The organism is Streptomyces sp. NBC_00158, assembly GCF_045160885.1.
Classification (GTDB): Bacteria; Actinomycetota; Actinomycetes; order Streptomycetales; family Streptomycetaceae; genus Streptomyces.
This window is the reverse complement of the sequence record NZ_CP108161.1, coordinates 4,886,096-4,905,198: the sequence shown is the minus strand read 5'-3', so window position 1 is coordinate 4,905,198 and position 19,103 is coordinate 4,886,096. Positions and strand designations below refer to the sequence as shown.

Genomic DNA, 19,103 nt, shown 5'->3' with positions numbered 1-19,103 from the left:
TCCTTAGAAGTATGCACGCCGGTGGCCGGCCTGCCCGAGTCGCGTGCGGCACACGGTAGCTTTGACTGAATAAGCGGAATGGAACGAAGGGATCGAGGTGCACGTGCCTGACGTCTCCGTGGTCGTCATCGTCTACAACGACGCAGAGCGTCTGCCGGCGGCCGTCCAGTCGGTTTTGGACCAGACCCTGCACGGGGTCGAAGTCGTGATCGTGGACGACTGCAGCAAGGACCGTTCCCACGCGGTCGCCCGGGAGCTGGAAGCGGCGAACCCGGGGCGGGTGCGCGCCTTCCAGCTGCCCGAGAACAGCGGGGGCTGCGGCGCCCCGCGCAACCACGGCATCAAGCAGGCCACCGGCACCTACGTCATGTTCCTGGACAGCGACGACGTCCTGGAGCGCAACGCCTGCCGGAACATGCTGGCGGCCGCCGAGAGCACCGGGTCCGACCTGGTCTCGGGCATGTGCGTACGCGTGCACCTGGACAACCGGTGGGGCAAGACCACCGAGTGGTACCCGTGGATCTACTCCCGCACCCGCACGCTGGAGTCGATCACCGAGTACCCGGACCTACTGGTCTACGACACCCTCTCCACGAACAAGTGCTACCGGCGCGCGTTCCTGCTGGAGCAGGGCCTGGAGTTCCCGGTCGGCATCCACTACGAGGACCTGCTGTTCTCGGCGCAGGCGTACGTCGCCGCCCGCCGCATCACGCTGATCCCGAACCACGTCTACTACTGGAACGTGGTCGAGAAGGCCGCCGCCAAGTCGATCAGCAACCGGCGCCACGAGATCGCGAACTTCGTCCACCGGATGGAGATCCACCGCCGGGTCGACGAGCTGCTCGCGGCCAAGGGCCACACGGCGATCAAGACCGCGAAGGACGCCAAGTTCCTCAAGCACGACCTCGTGCTGCACCTGCGCGACCTGCCGCTGCTGGGCGACGCGTACCGCCAGGAGTTCGCCCGGCTCGCCAACGGCTACCTCGCCGGCATCGACCCGGCCGCGTACGAGAACGTCACCTACCTCCAGGCCATCTGCGCCTACCTGCTCGGCAAGGAGGACTGGAAGAACCTCCTCCCGGCCGCCGACGCGATGACCAACAAGGGCCGGCTGTCCTCCCCGCTGGCCGAGCGCGACGGCCGCGTCTACTGGTGCGCCGAGCACCTCGACGACGCCGAGGGCCGCCGGATACTGGACGTCACCGGCCAGGGCTTCCACACGACCCCGCTGTCCTCCCTGGTCCTGGGCAACCGCCTGACCTCGTACGAGGACGACGGACGCGGCACCGTCACCCTGTCCGGCTCCGTCGTGAACCCACTGGGCCGCATCGCCGAGGACGCCGAGCTGAAGGCCTCCCTGGAGTTCCGGGCCCGCCGGCAGATCGGCGTGCGCTCCTTCAGCTTCCCGGTGGCAACCGTGCGCCACGCCGGTAGCACGATCGAGTGGAACGCCACCGCCGACATCGGCGGCACCGTCCGCCCCCTCGGCATCATCGACGCCGTCTGGGACGTGCGCCTGAAGCTGACGGCCGGCGGCGACAAGCTCACCACCCGCGTCTCGGTCGGCGGCGTCGACCTGGAGTCGGCGGCCCGCCTGCGGGTCCGCCCGCGCCTGACCCGGCTGGTCTCCGACCGCTTCGAGCCCGAGGTCACCAAGAAGGGCAACCTCTCCTACGTCCTTGCCGCCGAGGGCGCCGCGGCCGTGCGCACCCAGTCGCTGCTCGGCAGCGCCATGCACGGCAGGGCCGCAGGCCTGGTCAAGCGCAGCCTGCGCCGGGCCCTGAAGGCCCGCCGCAACATCGGCTCGGGCGAGCAGAAGGTGAAGGTCTACCACGAGGTCTTCTCGAAGCTGCCGGTCAAGAAGGGCACGGTCGTCTTCGAGAGCCACATGGGCAAGCAGTACAGCGACAGCCCCAAGGCGATCTACGAGGAGCTGGTCCGCCAGGGCGCCCCCTTCGAGGCGATCTGGTCCTACGCCGGCGCCAAGCCCACCGGCTTCCCCGAGCAGGCCACCCTGGTCAAGCGCTGGAGCTGGCAGTACCTGCGGGCGCTGGCCCAGGCCGAGTACTGGGTCGACAACCAGGGCTTCCCGCTGGCGCTGACCAAGCGCCCCGGGACCACGTACATCCAGACCTGGCACGGCTCCGCGCTCAAGCGGATGGGCTTCCACGAGCCCCGCACCAAGGCTCAGGGCAAGCCCGCGCAGGACCGTTTCCAGAAGGCCGTCGACCGCTTCGACCACTTCCTGATCCGCTCCGAGCACGACGTGCGCACCCTCGCCAAGGGCTTCCGGCTGCGCGACGAGGTGCTGCTGCGCACCGGCTACCCGCGCAACGACGCCCTGGTCGAGGCGCACCGCGCGGAGACGCAGAGCGGGGAGCGCGTGCGCGGCCCGCTCGCCGCCGAGCTGGGCATCGACCCGGACAAGCGGGTGCTGCTGTACGCGCCGACCTTCCGGGCGAGCGCGGACGGCACGGTGGAGGGCTTCGCGTTCCCCTTCGACGTGGAGGAGTTCGCCGACCGGCTCGGCGACCGCTTCACGCTGCTGGTGCGCACCCACTACCTCAACAGCGTCTCGCTGCCGCCGTCGGTGGCCGGCCGGGTGCTGGACGTGTCCCGGCACCACGACATCACCCCGCTGCTGGCGCTCGCCGACGGGCTGATCACCGACTACTCGTCCGTGATGTTCGACTACGCGGTGCTGGACCGGCCGATGCTGTTCTTCGCGTACGACTACGAGAAGTACTCCACCGACATCCGCGGCACCTACTTCGACCTGAAGGACAAGGCGCCCGGCCCGGTCGTGGCCACGGCCGACGAGCTGATGCAGGCCGTCGCCGCCTTCGACGAGGCCGACGCCAAGTACGCGGAGGCCCGCCAGCGCTTCCTCGCCGAGTTCGGCGAGTACGACCGCGGGGACGCCGCGCGCCGGATCGTCGAGAAGTTCTTCACCAGGAGCGGCAAGTGAGCCAGCAGCCCCAGGAGCTCGCGGCGCAGGGCGGCCGCGACGTCTTCATCGTCTCCAACAGCGTGGACGAGCTCGGCGGCGTGACCACCTGGTCGCACCAGATGGCCCGGCTCTTCACCGACCGGGGCCACCGGGTGCACATCGTCGGCATCGCGCCCGTCGCCGAGGAGATCCGCCAGCGGCTGCCGGACGCCCTCCCGTACGGGATGACCACCCTGTACGACACCCACCCGCCGAAGGCCCGCCGGCTGCGCGGCATCAAGGGCCGCCTCAACGCCCCGGAGCGGCGCCGCCAGGCGGCCCGCCGGGCGGGCATGCGGGCCAAGGCGGAGAAGCTGAACGAGCTGTTCCGGGCGGCCGGGCCCGGTGCCGTCGTCATCGTCACCCAGGTGTGGGCGATGGAGTGGGTGTCCCTCGCCGACACCAAGGGGCTGTCGGTCATCGGCATGAGCCACGAGTCCTTCGAGGCCAGCCAGACGTCCACCCGGGGCGCGCGGGTCCGCCGCTTCTACCCCGAGGTGGACCGGCTGCTGGTCCTCACCCCGGAGGACGCGGACCTGTGGATCCGGGCCGGCATGGAGAACGTCGCCAGCATGCCGAACCCTCTGCCGTTCATGCCGGACTCCCCCGCCCCGCGCACCGAGAAGGTCGTCGCGAGCGTCGGCCGCCTCGCCTTCGAGAAGGGCGTGGACCTGCTGCTCGACGCGTGGGCGGACGCGGCCCCGCACCACCCCGACTGGACCCTGCGGATCTACGGCGCGGGCACCGAGGAGGCGAAGCTGCGGGCGCACTGCACCTCGCTGGGCCTGGACGACTCCGTGGAGTGGATGGGCAGCACCGCCGACGTGCTGGGCGCGCTGCGCGGGGCGTCCGTCTTCGCCCAGGCCTCCCGGGCCGAGGGCTTCCCGATCACCCTGCTGGAGGCGATGGCTGCGGGCCTTCCCGTGGCCGCGTTCGACTGCGCGCCGGGCGTCCGCGAGATCGTGCGGCACGGCGAGGACGGGCTGCTGGCCCGCCTGGGCAACACGATGGAGCTGGCCGGGCACCTGGACACCCTGATGTCGGACCGGGAGACCCGGGAGGCGCTCGGCGACGAGGCGTTCCGCCACGTGCGGCGCTACTCCCCCGCGGAGATCACCGACCGGTGGGAAGAGCTGTTCGCCTTCCTGGAGCGCTGACCCGCCCCCGCACACGAAGAGCCGCCCGCCCCGGACTCGGTCCGGGGCGGGCGGCTCTCTCGTTACGGGGTGACTCAGACCTTGTGGACGTCGCGGTGGTGGTCCCCGTGGCCGGCCGTGCGGTTGGCCTCCCAGCCGGCCCACGCCGAGGTGATCATCTCGCGGACGTCGTGGCGGGCCTTCCAGCCCAGCTCGGCGGCGATCCGGTCGGCCGAGGCCACGACCTTCGCCGGGTCGCCGGGGCGGCGCGGGGTGACGACCGGCGCGTAGGTGTGCCCGGTGCCCGCGTTCAGCAGCTCGACCATCTCCTTGACGGAGACGCCCTCACCGCGGCCGATGTTGACGGTGAGGTCCTTGTGGTCCCCGGCCGCACCCCACTCGGCGAGCCTGCGGGCCGCCACCACGTGGGCGTCCGCGAGGTCCTCCACGTGGATGTAGTCGCGGATGCAGGTGCCGTCCGGGGTCGGGTAGTCGTCGCCGAAGATCCGGGCGCCCTCGCCGGCGTCGTAGCGCTCGAAGACCATCGGGACCAGGTTGAAGACCCCGGTGTCCGCGAGCTCGGGAGCGGCCGCGCCGGCCACGTTGAAGTAGCGCAGGCAGGCGGTGGAGATCCCGTGCGCCTTGCCGGCCGCGCGGACCAGCCACTCGCCGGCCAGCTTGGTCTCGCCGTACGGGCTCAGCGGCCTGCACGGGGTCTCCTCGGTGACGGAGTCCACGTCCGGCATGCCGTACACGGAGGCGGAGGAGGAGAACAGGAAGTTGCGGATGCCCGCCGCCGCCACGGCCTCCAGCAGCACCGTGAGGCCCTGCACGTTCTCGCGGTAGTAGTACAGCGGCTTCTCGACGGACTCGCCGACCTGCTTCTTGCCCGCCAGGTGCACCACGCCGGTGATCCTGTGTTCGCGGATGGCCTCGTCCAGGGCGAGGCGGTCCAGCACCGAGGCCGTCACCAGCGGGACGCCCTCCGGCACGCGGTCCTCCCGGCCCGTGGAGAGGTCGTCGAAGACCACGACCTCCTCACCCGCGAGCAGCATCGCCCGGACGACGTGCGCGCCGATGTATCCGGCGCCACCGGTGATCAGAAATGTCATGCGTATCTCCCGAGCTCTAGCGTGACCGGCGCGTGCGGGCGCGGTCGAGGCGGTTGCGTACGAAGGTCAGCGCGCCCCCGGCACCGGGCGCGAGGCGCACGGCCAGCGCTCCGGCGGCCGTGCGGTAGGGCTGCGCCAGCAGAACACCGTACCGGCTGCTGGGCAGGGCCCGGCGGCGGAGCAGACCGCCCAGGGGGCGCAGGGAGGTGTGCAGGGAGCTCCCGTCGGCGCAGCGCACGCCCACCCGGACGTCCCACGCCTGCATCCCGCGCAGCCCCCGCCGGCGCCCCTCGGCGGCCAGCGCGGCCGGCCGGAACGGCACCTCGGCGGTCCACCCGTCCCCGTCGGCGGCGGCCCGCAGCTCCACGGGCCGCAGCAGGACGGGATCGCCCCCGGCGCGGGGCGGGAAGCTCAGCTGGACGGTCTGCGGACCGGCCCCGGCGAGCCGCCCGTACAGGTCGCGCACCCGGAGCCGCAGGGCCCCCGGCCCGGCGGGCCCCGCGTCGACGGTGACCGGCAGCTCCGCCACCGGCAGGGCGTCGAGCCCGTCCAGCGGCACCGGCAGCTCGGCGCTCCACACCGGCGCCCCGGCCGCGTCACGGGCGTACGGGGGCAGCAGCCGGGCCGGCTCGGCGGCGAACCGCATCAGCCGCTCCACGTCCCCGGGCGGGGTCTCGGCGGCGGCCAGCACCCCGGCGGCCCAGCGGGCGCGGGCGGGCGCGGCGGCGGTGTCGGCGGGGTCGAAGCCGGCCAGGTACTCGCGGGTCAGCGCCCACCAGTCGGCCCGGTACCCGGGGTCCCCGCCCAGCTCGCGCAGGTACATCCGCAGGTCGTAGTCGAGGAACTTCACCTGGCAGGCGCGGCCCAGCTCCGGGGAGGCGGCGGCGAGGGTGCGGGAGGCGGTGCGGTGGGCCTCGACGCGGGAACGCCAGTTGCCGACGTCCTTGCGGTCCAGGGAGATCGACACCTGGGCGGCGCTGCGGCGCACGTGCCACACGTAGACGAGGTCGCCGACGACGGCGATCCGGGGCCCGGCGGCCAGGACGCGGGAGGTGAAGACGAAGTCCTCGTACACGAACCGGCCGTCGGGGAAGCGGATCCCGTGCTTCTCCAGGAAGGAGCGGTCGTACAGCTTGTTGACGCAGAGGGTGTCGCGGACCAGCTCGGGCCGGTCGGCGGGCCGCTCGATGACGTCGCCCGGCGTGTACAGGCCGGGCATCCAGGGCACCTCGCGGCCCTCGGGAAGCTCGCGGCGCACGCACGCGCCGACGGTGACGGGGGCCCGGTGCTCCTCGGCCGCCCGCACCAGCGCCTCGGCGGCGCCCGGCGGCAGTACGTCGTCGCTGTCGAGGAAGAGGACGTACGGGGAGGTCGCGGCGGCGATCCCGTCGTTGCGCGGGGTACCGCAGCCGCCGCTGTTCTCCGCGCGGTGCAGGACCCGCAGGCGCGGGTGTGCCGCCGCCAGCTCGTCCAGCACGCCGGCGGTCCCGTCCGAGGAGGCGTCGTTCACGGCGATGACCTCGGCGACCACCGGGCCCTGGGCGAGGGCCGAGGAGACGGCCTCGCCCACGAGCCCGGCGTCGTTGTACGCGATCACCACCACCGAGACCGAGGGGCCCGCGGCGGTGTCACTGCTGGAATGGCTGCTGCTCACCCGCAGGATCCTAGGCGAACGGCGTAAAGCCGACTTCAAAGCCGGCCCTCCGCCGCCCCCGCCCGGTCAGAAGGGGCGGAACTCGTCGTACTCCTTCTGGGCGGAGTCGCCGCGCCGGGCTTCCTTCTCGTTGCGGCGCTGGGTCGCCGGACGCGGAGCGTCCAGGCGGTGGTCCTCACCGCGGCGGCCCAGCATCTCGGCACCGGCCATCACGGTCGGCTCCCAGTCGAACACGACCGCGTTCTCCTCGGAACCGATCGCGACGCCGTCGCCCGCCTTGGCACCGGCCTTCTTCAGCGCTTCCTCGACACCGAGGCGGTTGAGCCGGTCGGCGAGGTAGCCGACGGCCTCGTCGTTGTTGAAGTCGGTCTGGCGGACCCAGCGCTCCGGCTTCTCGCCGCGCACCCGGTACACGTCCTCGACCTCGTCGTAGGCGACGGTGAAGCCGGCGTCGTCCACGGCCTTCGGGCGGATGACGATGCGGGTCGCCTCCTGCTTGGGCTTGCGGGCGCGCGCCTTGGCGACGACCTCGGCGAGGAAGTAGGAGAGCTCCTTCAGACCCGTACGGGCGACCGCGGAGACCTCGAAGACCTTGTAGCCGCGGGCCTCCAGGTCCGGGCGGACCATGTCCGCGAGGTCCTGGCCGTCGGGGATGTCGACCTTGTTCAGGACGACGAGGCGCGGACGCTTCTCCAGGCCGCCGCCGTAGATCTTGAGCTCTTCCTCGATGACGTCGAGGTCGGCCACGGGGTCGCGGTCGGTCTCCAGGGTCGCCGTGTCCAGCACGTGCACGAGGACGGAGCAGCGCTCGACGTGGCGCAGGAACTCCAGGCCGAGGCCCTTGCCCTGGCTGGCGCCCGGGATCAGGCCCGGGACGTCGGCGATGGTGTAGACGGTCGAGCCGGCGGTGACCACGCCCAGGTTCGGGACGAGGGTGGTGAAGGGGTAGTCCGCGATCTTCGGCTTGGCGGCGGAGAGCACCGAGATCAGCGAGGACTTGCCGGCGCTCGGGAAGCCGACCAGCGCCACGTCGGCGACGGTCTTCAGCTCCAGGACGATGTCGCCGCTGTCACCGGGGACGCCGAGGAGGGCGAAGCCGGGCGCCTTGCGGCGGGCGGAGGAGAGCGCGGCGTTGCCGAGGCCGCCGCGGCCGCCCTCGGCGGCGACGTACGTGGTGCCCTGGCCGACGAGGTCGGCGAGGACGTTGCCCTGCTTGTCGAGGACGACGGTGCCGTCCGGCACGGGCAGGACCAGGTCCTGGCCGTCCTTGCCGGAGCGGTTGCCGCCCTCGCCGGGCTTGCCGTTGGTGGCCTTGCGGTGCGGGCTGTGGTGATAGTCCAGCAGGGTGGTGATCGCCTGCTCCACCACCAGGATCACGTCACCGCCGCGGCCGCCGTTGCCGCCGTCGGGGCCGCCGAGCGGCTTGAACTTCTCCCGGTGTACGGAGGCGCAGCCGTGGCCCCCGTTACCCGCGGCGACGTGCAGCTCGACGCGGTCCACGAAGGTGGTCATGGGTGTTCCTCCAGATACATACGGGAATGTCCCGGGCAGACCTTGCTGCCCATTAAACGTGTCTATGTGACAACGCGCCGAGGGCGGACCTCTCTTCCCGGCGCGTGCCGGGAAGAGCTGAGATCCGCCCTCGGGGTGTTACGAACGCTTGTGATTCAGCAGGAGCTGGATCAGGCGGCCGGAACGATGTTGACGACCTTGCGGCCACGGTGCGTACCGAACTGCACCGCACCCGGCAGCAGCGCGAACAGCGTGTCGTCGCCACCGCGACCGACACCCGCACCCGGGTGGAAGTGGGTGCCGCGCTGGCGGACGAGGATCTCGCCGGCGGAGACGACCTGACCGCCGAAGCGCTTCACGCCGAGCCGCTGAGCATTGGAATCGCGCCCGTTCCGGGTGGACGATGCGCCCTTCTTGTGTGCCATGTCTCAGTCCCTCTTACTTCGCAGCCGTGGGGATACCGGTGACCTTGATCGCCGTGTACTGCTGACGGTGACCCTGGCGACGGCGGTAGCCGGTCTTGTTCTTGTAGCGCAGGATGTCGATCTTGGCGCCCTTGGTGTGGTCCACGACCTCGGCCGTGACCTTGATCCCGGCCAGCACCCACGGGTCGCTGGTCACGGCGTCGCCGTCGACAACGAGCAGGGTCGAGAGCTCGACCGTGTCGCCAGCCTTGGCAGTGGAAATCTTGTCAACCTCAACGATGTCGCCGACAGCAACCTTGTGCTGGCGACCACCGCTGCGCACGATGGCGTACACGCGGATCTCTCTCTCACTCGGGACGGATGCTCCTGAAGCCAGCCGCTCACACGGGCCTGGGCCCACGGTGATCCGGATTGGACGAGCGGCCTCTCCCGTGACCCGGCCGCTTGCGCGGACCCGCGGGAGGAAGGTGCTCAGGAGCGCGACGCACGCTGAACGGTCAACCGTTCAAGACACGCCGACGGTCTAGGTTACGGGGCTGATTCCGGAGGGTCAAACCGGGCCCCGTGCCACCGTGGACCCCGCCCGGAGGCGGGGTCCACGGTCACGGAACGGGTCAGGCCTCGGTCGGAGCCGTGACGGACGGAGCGCTCTGCTCCGCCGCCGCGGTCTTCTTCGTGGCCCGCTTCGCCGTGGTCTTCTTGGCCGTCGCCTTCTTCGCGACGGTCTTCTTGGCGGCCGCCGCCTTCTTGGCCGGGGCCTTCTTCGCCGTGGTGGCCGCCTTCTTGGCCGGAGCCTTGCGGGTGGCCTTCTTGGCGGGAGCCGGAGCCTCGGCATCGGCCTCGGCGGCCGGTGCCTCGGCCGGGACGGCCTCCGCGACGGGCTCGGCTGCCGGGGCCTCGACGACCACGACGGCGGCCTCCGCCGCACCCGCGGGCGCGGTGGCCTTGCGCACGGCGCGACGGCGCGGGCGGGCCGGGGCGGCCTCCACGACGGGCTCGGCGGCCGGGGCGACGGGCTCGGGCAGGGCGACCGGCTCCTCGGCCACGGGCACCGCCACCGGCTCGGCGACGGCCTCCACGACCGGCTCCGGCTCGGCCACGACCACGGGCTCCGGGGCCACGACCGGCTCCGGCTCCGGGGCGGTCGCCTTGCGGGTCGCCCGGCGACGGGTACGGCCCTTCGGCGCGGCCTCGTCCACCGGCGCGGCCGGGGCGGCCTCGGCGGTCTCCACGGCCGGGGCGGCCTCGGCGACGAACTCGACGGCCGGCTCCAGCACCGTGTCCGCGGGCTCGGTGACCGGCTCGGCCTCCACCACCGGGGCCACCGGCGCGGGGGCCGCCGGCGCCGGCGCGGCGAACCGCTCCGCACCGCGCGGGGCGCCCGCCGGAGCGGTCGCCTTGCGGGTGGCGCGACGACGGTTGCGGCGCCCGCTGATGCCCGCGGCGGCCTCGGCCTCGGCCGGGCTGCTGTACAGCTCCTCGTCCGGCACGAACGCCGGCTCCGGAAGGGCGCGCGGCGCGGCGAGCTCCGCGGCCACCTCGGCCTCGGTCTCGGCCTCCAGCACCTCGGCGTCGACGGTCTCGACCGTCTCCAGGCCGTGCTCGTGCTCGTGCTCGTGCTCCACGGCGCGGCCACCGCGGCGCTTGGCGCGCTTGCCGTTGCCACCGCCACCGACCGAGGTCGGGGTCTCCATGTGCACGATCACACCGCGGCCGTTGCAGTGGACGCAGGTCTCGGAGAAGGACTCCAGCAGACCCTGGCCCACCCGCTTGCGGGTCATCTGGACCAGGCCCAGCGAGGTGACCTCGGCCACCTGGTGCTTCGTCCGGTCCCGGCCCAGGCACTCCAGCATGCGCCGCAGCACCAGGTCGCGGTTGGACTCCAGGACCATGTCGATGAAGTCGATGACGACGATGCCGCCCAGGTCGCGCAGCCGCAGCTGGCGCACGATCTCCTCGGCCGCCTCCAGGTTGTTCCTGGTGACGGTCTCCTCGAGGTTGCCGCCCTGACCGGTGAACTTGCCGGTGTTGACGTCGATGACGATCATCGCCTCGGTCTTGTCGATCACGAGGGAACCGCCCGAGGGCAGCCACACCTTGCGGTCGAGCGCCTTGGCGAGCTGCTCGTCGATCCGGTACGTCGCGAAGACGTCGACCTCGGAGGTCCAGCGGGACAGCCGGTCGGCCAGGTCCGGGGCCACGTGGGACACGTAGCCGTGGATGGTCTCCCACGCCTGGTCACCGCTGATGATGACCTTGGAGAAGTCTTCGTTGAAGATGTCGCGCACGACGCGGACCGTCATGTCCGGCTCGCCGTACAGCAGGCTCGGCGACGAGGTCGTGATCTGCTTCGACTTCTTCTGGATGTCCTCCCACTGCGCCTGCAGACGCTCGACGTCGCGGCGCAGCTCGTCCTCGCTCGCACCCTCGGCGGCGGTGCGCACGATGACGCCCGCGTCCTCGGGGACGATCTTCTTGAGGATGGTCTTCAGACGCGCGCGCTCGGTGTCGGGCAGCTTGCGGCTGATGCCGGTCATCGAGCCCTCGGGCACGTAGACCAGGTAGCGGCCGGGCAGCGAGACCTGCGAGGTCAGGCGGGCGCCCTTGTGGCCGATCGGGTCCTTGGTGACCTGCACCAGGACCGACTGGCCGGACTTGAGGGCGGACTCGATGCGGCGCGGCCCGTTGGCCATGCCGAGCGCCTCGAAGTTGACCTCACCGGCGTACAGGACTGCGTTGCGGCCCTTGCCGATGTCGATGAAGGCGGCCTCCATCGACGGCAGCACGTTCTGGACCTTGCCCAGGTAGACGTTGCCGACGTACGAGGTGGCCTCTTCCTTGTTGACGTAGTGCTCGACGAGCACGTTGTCCTCGAGGACGCCGATCTGGGTGCGCTCGCCGGACTGGCGGACGACCATCACGCGCTCGACGGCCTCGCGGCGCGCCAGGAACTCGGCCTCGGTGATGATCGGCACGCGGCGGCGGCCCTGCTCGCGGCCCTCGCGACGGCGCTGCTTCTTCGCCTCCAGACGGGTCGAGCCCTTGATGGACTGCACCTCGTCGGAGGGCTCGGCCTTCTCGCGCGCCGGGCGCGGCTCGCGGACCTTGAGCACGGTGCGGACACCGTCCTCCTCGCCCGCCTCGACCTCGACGGCACCGTCACCGCTGCGGCGGCGACGACGGCGGCGACGACGGCTGGAGGTGGAACCGAGGGCCTCATCGGCGTCCTCGTCCTCTTCCTCCTGGTCGGCGTCCTGCGGCTCGGCCTCCTGCGCGGCGGCCTCGCCCTCGGTCTCCTCGTACGCGGACTCGTCCAGGTCGGAGGCCTCACCGCGGCGGCGGCGACGGCCACCACGACGGCGGCGGCGCGAGGGGCGCTCGCCCGACTCGTCGGCCTCGTCCTCGTCGAACCCGTCGGCCTCGGCCTCCGGCTCCTCCTCCACGAGCTCCGGCTCGGCCGGGGCCACGGGCTCGGCGGCACCGCGACGGCGGCGGCGACGGCCGGCCGGCTGGGCGGCGGGGGCCTGGACCTCGGCGGCGGCCTCGGTCTCCTCCTCCTCGGCCTCCTCCTCCGAAGCGGCGGCGGCAGCGGCCGCGGCGGCCATGGCCGCGGTCTCCGGGGTCTGGAACATCGGCTCGGCGAACACCGGGGCCTGGAAGACGGCCACGGCGGGACGCGCGGCCCGGCGGGCGGCGCGGTTCGGAGCGGCGGCGGCCTCCGGCTCGGCGGCGGGCGCGGGCTGCGCGGCGGCGGGAGCGGCGGTGGCGGAGCCACGGGTGGCGCGGCGGCGGCCGCGCTTGGGGGCGTCCACGGCGTCGGCGACGGTCACGGCGCGGGTGGCTGCCTTGGGGGCCTCCTCCACGACGGCCTGGACCTCTTCCCGGGCCTCTTCCTCTTCCTCCACGACCGGAGCGGCCTCGGCCACGGCGGCCGGAGCGGCGACGGCACGGGTCGCACGGCGACGGGCACGCGGCGCCGGAGCGGCCGCAGCCTCCTCCTCGACGACGGGGGCCGGAGCGGCCTCCACGACCGGGGCGGCCTCGACGGCGACGGGGGCGGTGGCGGCGCGGGTGGCGCGACGGCGGGCACGCGGGGCGGGAGCGGCCGGAGCCTCCTCCTCGGCCGCGGGGGCCGGAGCGGCCTCGGCGACGGCCTCGGCCTCGGCGGCCGGAGCGGTGGCGGCACGGGTGGCACGGCGGCGGGTGCGCGGCGCCGGAGCGGCCGGAGCCTCATCGACGACCGGCGCGTCCGCGGGGGCGGCGGCGGGCGCGGACTCCACCACGCCCTCGGCGGCCTCGGCCACGACGGCCGGAGCGGTGACGGCACGGGTCGCACGGCGACGGGCACGCGGCGCCGGAGCGGCCGGAGCCTCCTCGACGACCGGCGCGGGGGCGGCGGGCGCGGCCTCCACGGGCGTCTCGACGACGCCGCCGGGCGGGCCGGCCGGCCGGGAAGCGGCGCGGCGACGCCTGCGCGGGGGCAGGTTGTCGCTGGGGCTGCCACTGTCGGCGGCGGGGGTGTTCTCGTTTTCGTTGTTGAGCATGCGGGCGGTTCTCCCGTCACGCTCCCGGGCGCCGCGGCTGACATCCGGTCCGGCACGGCCCCGCGCGATGGGCGCGGAGCCGGCCTCCGGGGCGCGTTCGCCACACGGGAGCTGTAGTCCATGGCCGCCGGTTCCGTACGTGTTGTCCGTACGGCCTGGCGGAAGTCTTCAGGTCAGTGCGCTGCCCGACCCAGGTGGCTCCCGAGTTCCAGGGCGGCGCGACGACGACGGTCCTTACGCGGCGGGACCTTCCGGCGCCTTCGCGTCGGCGTTCACGGCGGCCGTGGGTGGGGCGGCCGTGACAGCCTCGCGGTCGGGCGCGAGCGGGTCGGTCACCGTGCCGGACTCCTCGTCGAAGAGCCCCTGCGCCAGCCTGGTCACCGCTGCGGGGACCGGCGGCGCCAGGTCGGCCACAGCTTGGAGACCGGACAGGACGTCGTCGGGTCGCACGGCAGGTGTCAAATGCCGAACAACCAGCCGCAGTATCGCACAGGCATTGTCCAGCGACCTATCAACCTGGGCAGGAAGGGCTTCGAGACTGACGACGGCGCCGCGCGTGTCGAAGGTCCGGATGCCGTTCTTGGTCCGGCGCTGCACCTCGACGGTCTCGGCGGCGAGGAAGGCCTCGACCGCCCGCGCGGCCTCGGCGGGCTCCACGCCCTCCAGGCGCAGCTCCCAGACGGAGGCGGTCAGCCGGTCCGCGAGCCCGGAGGTCCGGGCCTCGACGGCGTCGACGATGTCGAGGCCGACCGGCATGGACTCGTCGAGCAGCTCGCGGAGCTTCTCGGGGTCGCGGTGCTGGGCGAGGCCGATCTCCAGGTACTCGGCCTCGCTGCCGGTCCCGGTGGGAGCGGCGTTCGCGTACGAGACGCGGGGGTGCGGTGTGAAGCCCGCCGAGTACGCCATGGGCACCTCGGCACGGCGCAGGGCGCGTTCGAAGGCGCGCTGGAAGTCTCGGTGGCTGGTGAACCGGAGGCGGCCACGCTTGGTGTAGCGCAGTCGGATGCGCTGCACCACCGGTGCGGGAGGCGGGCCTTCGGGCTGTCGCTTGCCCAGTGGTTCTTCTCCTTGTGCGGGGCGTCGCGGCTCGCGCGCCGCCCTGAGGTCTGTCGACCCGTCCGGCTCACCCCCGCCGTCTGCGCGGGGAGGTCTCGGGAGCGGGTGCCGCGTCGGCGGCCGTCGTACTACCCAGAGTACGCGCCCGTGACCTCGCCGGTTCCCCCGCCGGCCCCCCGAACAGCATGCGGCGCACCTCGGCCCGCGCCTCGCGGACCGCCGCGCGGGCGGTGCGCCACACCTCGCGAACGGTGTGGCCGACGGGTGTGGCCACCTGCCGGTAGACCCACGCGGCCGGCCGGGCGACCCAGGCGCGCCACAGCCGGCGCAGGCCGCGGCCGAGGAAGCGGGTGATGCGGCCGGCGACGTGCCAGGCGCTGACGAGGAGCTCCCCGAGCGGCAGGAGAACGTACCGGTACAGCAGGGAGAGCGGCGGCAGCAGCACGTACCGCCCCGCCCAGGCCAGCCCGCGCCCGGCCGGTACGAGCAGATACCGCCACAGCCCCACCCAGGGCCACACGAAAACCACCAGGCAGAGCCCGCGCACCAGCCACCGCAGTCCGTGCCCGACCGGCGTCAGCACCGCCCGGTACAGCCACCCCGTCGGCAGCACCACCACGTGCCGCAGCAGCCACGCGATCCCGGTCCCGGCCGGCACCAGCACGTACCGCCCGAGGGCCACGCACAGCCAGGCGGTCCCCAGCCCGAGAGGCCGCAGCAGGTACCGGTACAGCACGGTGGCGACGGGCACGACGAGGTACCGCCACAGCCCCACCCAGGGCCAGTAGAAGAGAACGAGCCCCAACGGCCGCAGCACGTAGAGCCACACCTGGAGGACCACCCACCCTGCGGCTTTCCCGAGCGGCGCCAGCACGTGCCTCCGGGCGGCCCGCGCCCCCGCCACCAGCAGGTCCCACAGGGCCCGCACGGGCAACACCACGAGCACGGCGACGATCTTCACGGGCACCCTGACCACCCCGGTCAGACACCCGCCCCCACCCGGCGCGGCCTGCGCCTTCTCCATCTGCATGCCGCTAAGGACACCAGAACCGGGCCTTCCGTTGCGCCGGGCGGCCCCGGGAACGCCGATGTCCCCCTGCCGGGCGGCAAGGGGACATCGGACGTCACGTCACGCCTTCGGGGAGGCGCCGCCCACCACACTCAGCGGGAGGAGCTTCTGACCCGTTGGTCCGATTTGAATACTGGTCTGCATCTGCGGGCACACCCCACAATCGAAGCACGGCGTCCAGCGGCAGTCCTCGACCTCGGTCTCGTCGAGGGCGTCCTGCCAGTCCTCCCAGAGCCAGTCCTTGTCCAGGCCCGAGTCCAGGTGGTCCCAGGGCAGGACCTCCTCGTACGTGCGCTCGCGGGTCGTGTACCAGGCCACGTCCACGCCGTACGCCGGCAGGGTCTTCTCCGCCGCCTGCATCCAGCGGTCGTACGAGAAGTGCTCGCGCCAGCCGTCGAAGCGGCCGCCGTCCTCGTAGACGGCGCGGATGACGTCGCCGATGCGGCGGTCGCCGCGCGAGAGGAGGCCCTCGACGATGCCCGGCTTGCCGTCGTGGTAGCGGAAGCCGATGGAGCGGCCGTACTTCTTGTCGCCGCGGATCTTGTCGCGGAGCTTGCCGAGCCGGGCGTCCGTCTCCTCGGCCGACAGCTGCGGGGCCCACTGGAAGGGGGTGTGCGGCTTGGGCACGAACCCGCCGATGGACACCGTGCAACGGATGTCGTTCTGGCCGGAGACCTCGCGGCCCTTGGCGATGACGTTGACCGCCATGTCACCGATCTGGAGGACGTCCTCGTCGGTCTCGGTCGGCAGGCCGCACATGAAGTACAGCTTCACCTGGCGCCAGCCGTTGCCGTACGCGGTGGCGACGGTGCGGATCAGGTCCTCTTCCGAGACCATCTTGTTGATGACCTTGCGCATGCGCTCGGAGCCGCCCTCGGGGGCGAAGGTCAGACCGGACCGGCGGCCGTTGCGGGTGAGCTCGTTCGCCAGGTCCACGTTGAACGCGTCCACGCGGGTCGACGGGAGGGACAGGCCCACCTTGTCGTCCGAGTAGCGGTCGGCGAGGCCCTTGGCGATGTCGGCGATCTCCGTGTGGTCCGCGGAGGACAGGGAGAGGAGGCCGACCTCCTCGAAGCCCGTCGCCTTGAGGCCCTTCTCGACCATTTCGCCGATGCCGGTGATGCTTCGCTCCCGCACGGGGCGCGTGATCATGCCGGCCTGGCAGAAACGGCATCCGCGGGTGCAGCCGCGGAAGATCTCCACGGACATGCGCTCGTGGACGGTCTCGGCGAGCGGGACCAGGGGCTGCTTGGGGTAGGGCCACTCGTCGAGGTCCATGACGGTGTGCTTGGAGACGCGCCACGGAACGCCGGAGCGGTTCGGGACGACACGGCCGATGCGGCCGTCCTCCAGGTACTCGACGTCGTAGAAGCCCGGCACGTAGACGTTGCCGGTCTTCGCGAGGCGCAGCAGGACCTCTTCGCGTCCGCCCGGGCGGCCCTCGGCCTTCCAGGTGCGGATGATCTCGGTCATGTCGAGGACGGCCTGCTCGCCGTCGCCGATGACCGCGCAGTCGATGAAGTCCGCGATCGGCTCGGGGTTGAAGGCCGCGTGGCCGCCCGCGAGCACGATGGGGTGGTCGACCGTACGGTCCTTGGACTCCAGCGGGATGCCGGCGAGGTCCAGGGCCGTGAGCATGTTCGTGTAGCCCAGCTCCGTGGAGAAGGACAGGCCGAACACGTCGAAGGCGGAGACGGGGCGGTGGCTGTCCACGGTGAACTGGGGCACCTGGTGCTCGCGCATCAGGGCTTCCAGGTCGGGCCACACCGAGTACGTGCGCTCGGCGAGGACGCCCTCGCGCTCGTTGAGCACCTCGTAGAGGATCATGACGCCCTGGTTGGGCAGGCCCACCTCGTAGGCGTCCGGGTACATGAGCGCCCAGCGGACGTCACAGGACTCCCACGGCTTCACGGTGGAGTTGAGCTCACCACCGACGTACTGGATGGGCTTCTGCACATGCGGGAGCAGAGCTTCGAGCTGTGGGAAGACCGACTCGGACATCACGCGACTTTCGTGAAGCGGGCAGGGGGCGACTCTCAAGCGTACCTTGAGGGCCGGATCCCCCCTGCCACATGATCACTTCAGGGCGGCCCGCAGCCGGGGGTCGGTGGCTTCGGCCCAGGTGGCGGGGAGGTCGCGTCCGCAGCGTTCCGCCCGCGATTCCTCGCGGCCGTGGAGCAGGCCCCAGGTGAAGGAGGGCTCGCCGGCGGCGTGGGCCTGGTGGGCGAGGTCACGCAGGGCGGTGCGGGCGACCACGCTGTCCTGGTGCTCGCCGAGCAGGTTCTGGACCGCCTTGACGGCCTTGGCGAACTTGGCGGCGGGTTTCCCGAGCGCGGATTCGGCGGCCTCCGCGGCGTAGCGGGCGCGTTTGGCGGCCTTGCGGGCCTGGTGCAGGGCGTGGTCGGCCTCCTGCCCCGGGTCGAGGGAGAGGGCGTGGTCGACGCGGGAGGCGAGTCTGCGGTAGTCGCGGAGCACGGCCTCGGGGAGGGCCTTGCGGGCGGGCTTCGCGGCGCCGGGCAGCAGGGGCGGGTCGGCGAGCAGGGCTTCCAGGCTGTCGAGGAGGGCGAGGTGGCGCGGGCTGTCGAGGGTCGCGAGGGCGCGGCGGCGGGACGCGGAGCGGCGGGTGGTGTTCCAGGTGCGCAGGCGTTTGCGGACGGGTCCGGCGAGGAGGGTGCGGGGGAGGTCGTCGAGGGCGGTGCGGAGGTGTTCGTGGAGGACTTCCCGGTCCCGGTCGGCGCCGAGTTCCGTGCCGAGCCGGCGCAGTTCTACGCCGATGGGGTCGGTGATTTCGCGGTCGAGGACCTTGCGGTAGGTCTTGAAGGCGCTGCGCAGGCGGCGGGAGGCCACCCGCATCTGGTGGACGGCGTCGGGCTGGTCGCGCCGGACGGCGGGGTCGTGGGCGATCAGGGCGGTGACCTGTTCGCGCAGGTACGCGAGGACGTGCGCGCCGGCGCTGCCCTCGGCTGCGGGGTCGGGGGCGGGGCGGGCGGGGGGCTCGTTGCCGGTCTCGGCGAGGGCGCGGGCGAGTTTGGAGGGGGAGTCGGAGACCTTGAGCCCGGCTTTCCGGAAGGTTTTTTCGACGGCGTCGAGGAGGCCGGGGTCGGTGCCGTCGGCGAGCTCTACCTCGACCTCGGTCCAGGTGGCGGTGGTGTCCTCGTGTTCGGCGGTGACCGCGTCGGTGCTGAGTTCGGCGAGGAGCGCGCCGTCGGCGTCGAGGAGGTGGCTGATCCGGCGGGAGGAGAGCAGCCTGACCTGCGGTTCGAGGCGGGCGTCGCGGACGCGGGAGCGGACGAGGGCGGCGAGCGGGCCGGGGACGGTGTCCGCGAGGGCGGCGGTGACCTCGTCGCGGATGCCGGGGGCGACGGGGAGTTTGAGGTGCCAGCCGGCGTCGTGGCCGCCGGTGCGGCGGCGCAGGGTGAGGCCGTCGGCGGCGAGCCGCTGGTCGGGGGTGTCGTAGTAGACGGCGTCGAGGTCGGCGACGCCCCGGTCTACGACGGCGGCGATGCCCGCCGTGCCGGTGAGGTCCGGGACTCCGCGCCGCTCCGCCTCGGGCTCAGTGAACTCGAATTTCCGCTCGATCTCGCGCTTCGTGTCCGCCATGGATCG

The 19,103-nt window shown here is 72.7% G+C and carries 12 protein-coding genes; 2 read left to right on the top strand and 10 right to left on the bottom strand.

Annotation, left to right across the window (positions count from 1 at the left end; translation table 11 throughout):
- Positions 1-97: 97 nt before the first annotated feature.
- Positions 98-2,968: a CDP-glycerol glycerophosphotransferase family protein gene (locus OG553_RS22530; protein WP_405980714.1), complete on the top strand. Its 2,871-nt coding sequence runs from the start codon at positions 98-100 to the stop codon at positions 2,966-2,968.
- Positions 2,965-4,146 (top strand): glycosyltransferase, encoded by a 1,182-nt coding sequence (locus OG553_RS22525; RefSeq protein ID WP_405980713.1) that lies wholly within the window; start codon positions 2,965-2,967, stop codon positions 4,144-4,146. Before OG553_RS22530 ends, OG553_RS22525 begins: the two co-directional genes overlap by 4 nt.
- Positions 4,147-4,220: 74 nt before the next feature.
- Here OG553_RS22525 and galE read toward each other — a convergent pair whose 3' ends face one another.
- The 10 genes from galE to OG553_RS22475 form a co-directional block, all read right to left on the bottom strand.
- Positions 4,221-5,237 carry a UDP-glucose 4-epimerase GalE gene (galE, locus tag OG553_RS22520; RefSeq protein ID WP_405980712.1) on the bottom strand — a complete coding sequence of 339 codons (1,017 nt, stop codon included), beginning with the start codon at positions 5,235-5,237 and terminating at the stop codon, positions 4,221-4,223.
- Between the two features lie 16 nt (positions 5,238-5,253).
- A complete protein-coding gene (locus tag OG553_RS22515) occupies positions 5,254-6,891 on the bottom strand; it encodes a glycosyltransferase family 2 protein (protein ID WP_405980711.1) in 1,638 nt (545 codons plus the stop codon).
- A 66-nt stretch (positions 6,892-6,957) separates the two neighbouring features.
- Positions 6,958-8,403 (bottom strand): GTPase ObgE, encoded by a 1,446-nt coding sequence (gene obgE / locus OG553_RS22510; RefSeq protein WP_405980710.1) that lies wholly within the window; start codon positions 8,401-8,403, stop codon positions 6,958-6,960.
- A 170-nt stretch (positions 8,404-8,573) separates the two neighbouring features.
- The gene (gene rpmA / locus OG553_RS22505; RefSeq protein WP_007264038.1) at positions 8,574-8,828 is read right to left on the bottom strand and encodes a 50S ribosomal protein L27; all 255 of its coding nucleotides are present in this window, start codon (positions 8,826-8,828) and stop codon (positions 8,574-8,576) included.
- 13 nt (positions 8,829-8,841) lie between these two features.
- On the bottom strand, positions 8,842-9,162 hold the full coding sequence (rplU, locus tag OG553_RS22500; RefSeq protein WP_007264039.1) for a 50S ribosomal protein L21: 321 nt from the start codon (positions 9,160-9,162) through the stop codon (positions 8,842-8,844).
- 280 nt (positions 9,163-9,442) lie between these two features.
- Positions 9,443-13,372, bottom strand: coding sequence for a ribonuclease E/G (locus OG553_RS22495; protein ID WP_405980709.1), 3,930 nt, complete (start codon positions 13,370-13,372; stop codon positions 9,443-9,445).
- Between the two features lie 234 nt (positions 13,373-13,606).
- Positions 13,607-14,386 (bottom strand): TIGR03936 family radical SAM-associated protein, encoded by a 780-nt coding sequence (locus tag OG553_RS22490; protein WP_405980708.1) that lies wholly within the window; start codon positions 14,384-14,386, stop codon positions 13,607-13,609.
- A gap of 109 nt (positions 14,387-14,495) precedes the next feature.
- A complete protein-coding gene (locus OG553_RS22485; protein WP_405980707.1) occupies positions 14,496-15,458 on the bottom strand; it encodes a hypothetical protein in 963 nt (320 codons plus the stop codon).
- 99 nt (positions 15,459-15,557) lie between these two features.
- Positions 15,558-17,501 (bottom strand): TIGR03960 family B12-binding radical SAM protein, encoded by a 1,944-nt coding sequence (locus OG553_RS22480; protein ID WP_405980706.1) that lies wholly within the window; start codon positions 17,499-17,501, stop codon positions 15,558-15,560.
- A 72-nt stretch (positions 17,502-17,573) separates the two neighbouring features.
- Positions 17,574-19,097, bottom strand: a complete 1,524-nt coding sequence (locus tag OG553_RS22475; protein ID WP_405980705.1) for a CHAD domain-containing protein — start codon at positions 19,095-19,097, stop codon at positions 17,574-17,576.
- Positions 19,098-19,103: the final 6 nt, after the last annotated feature.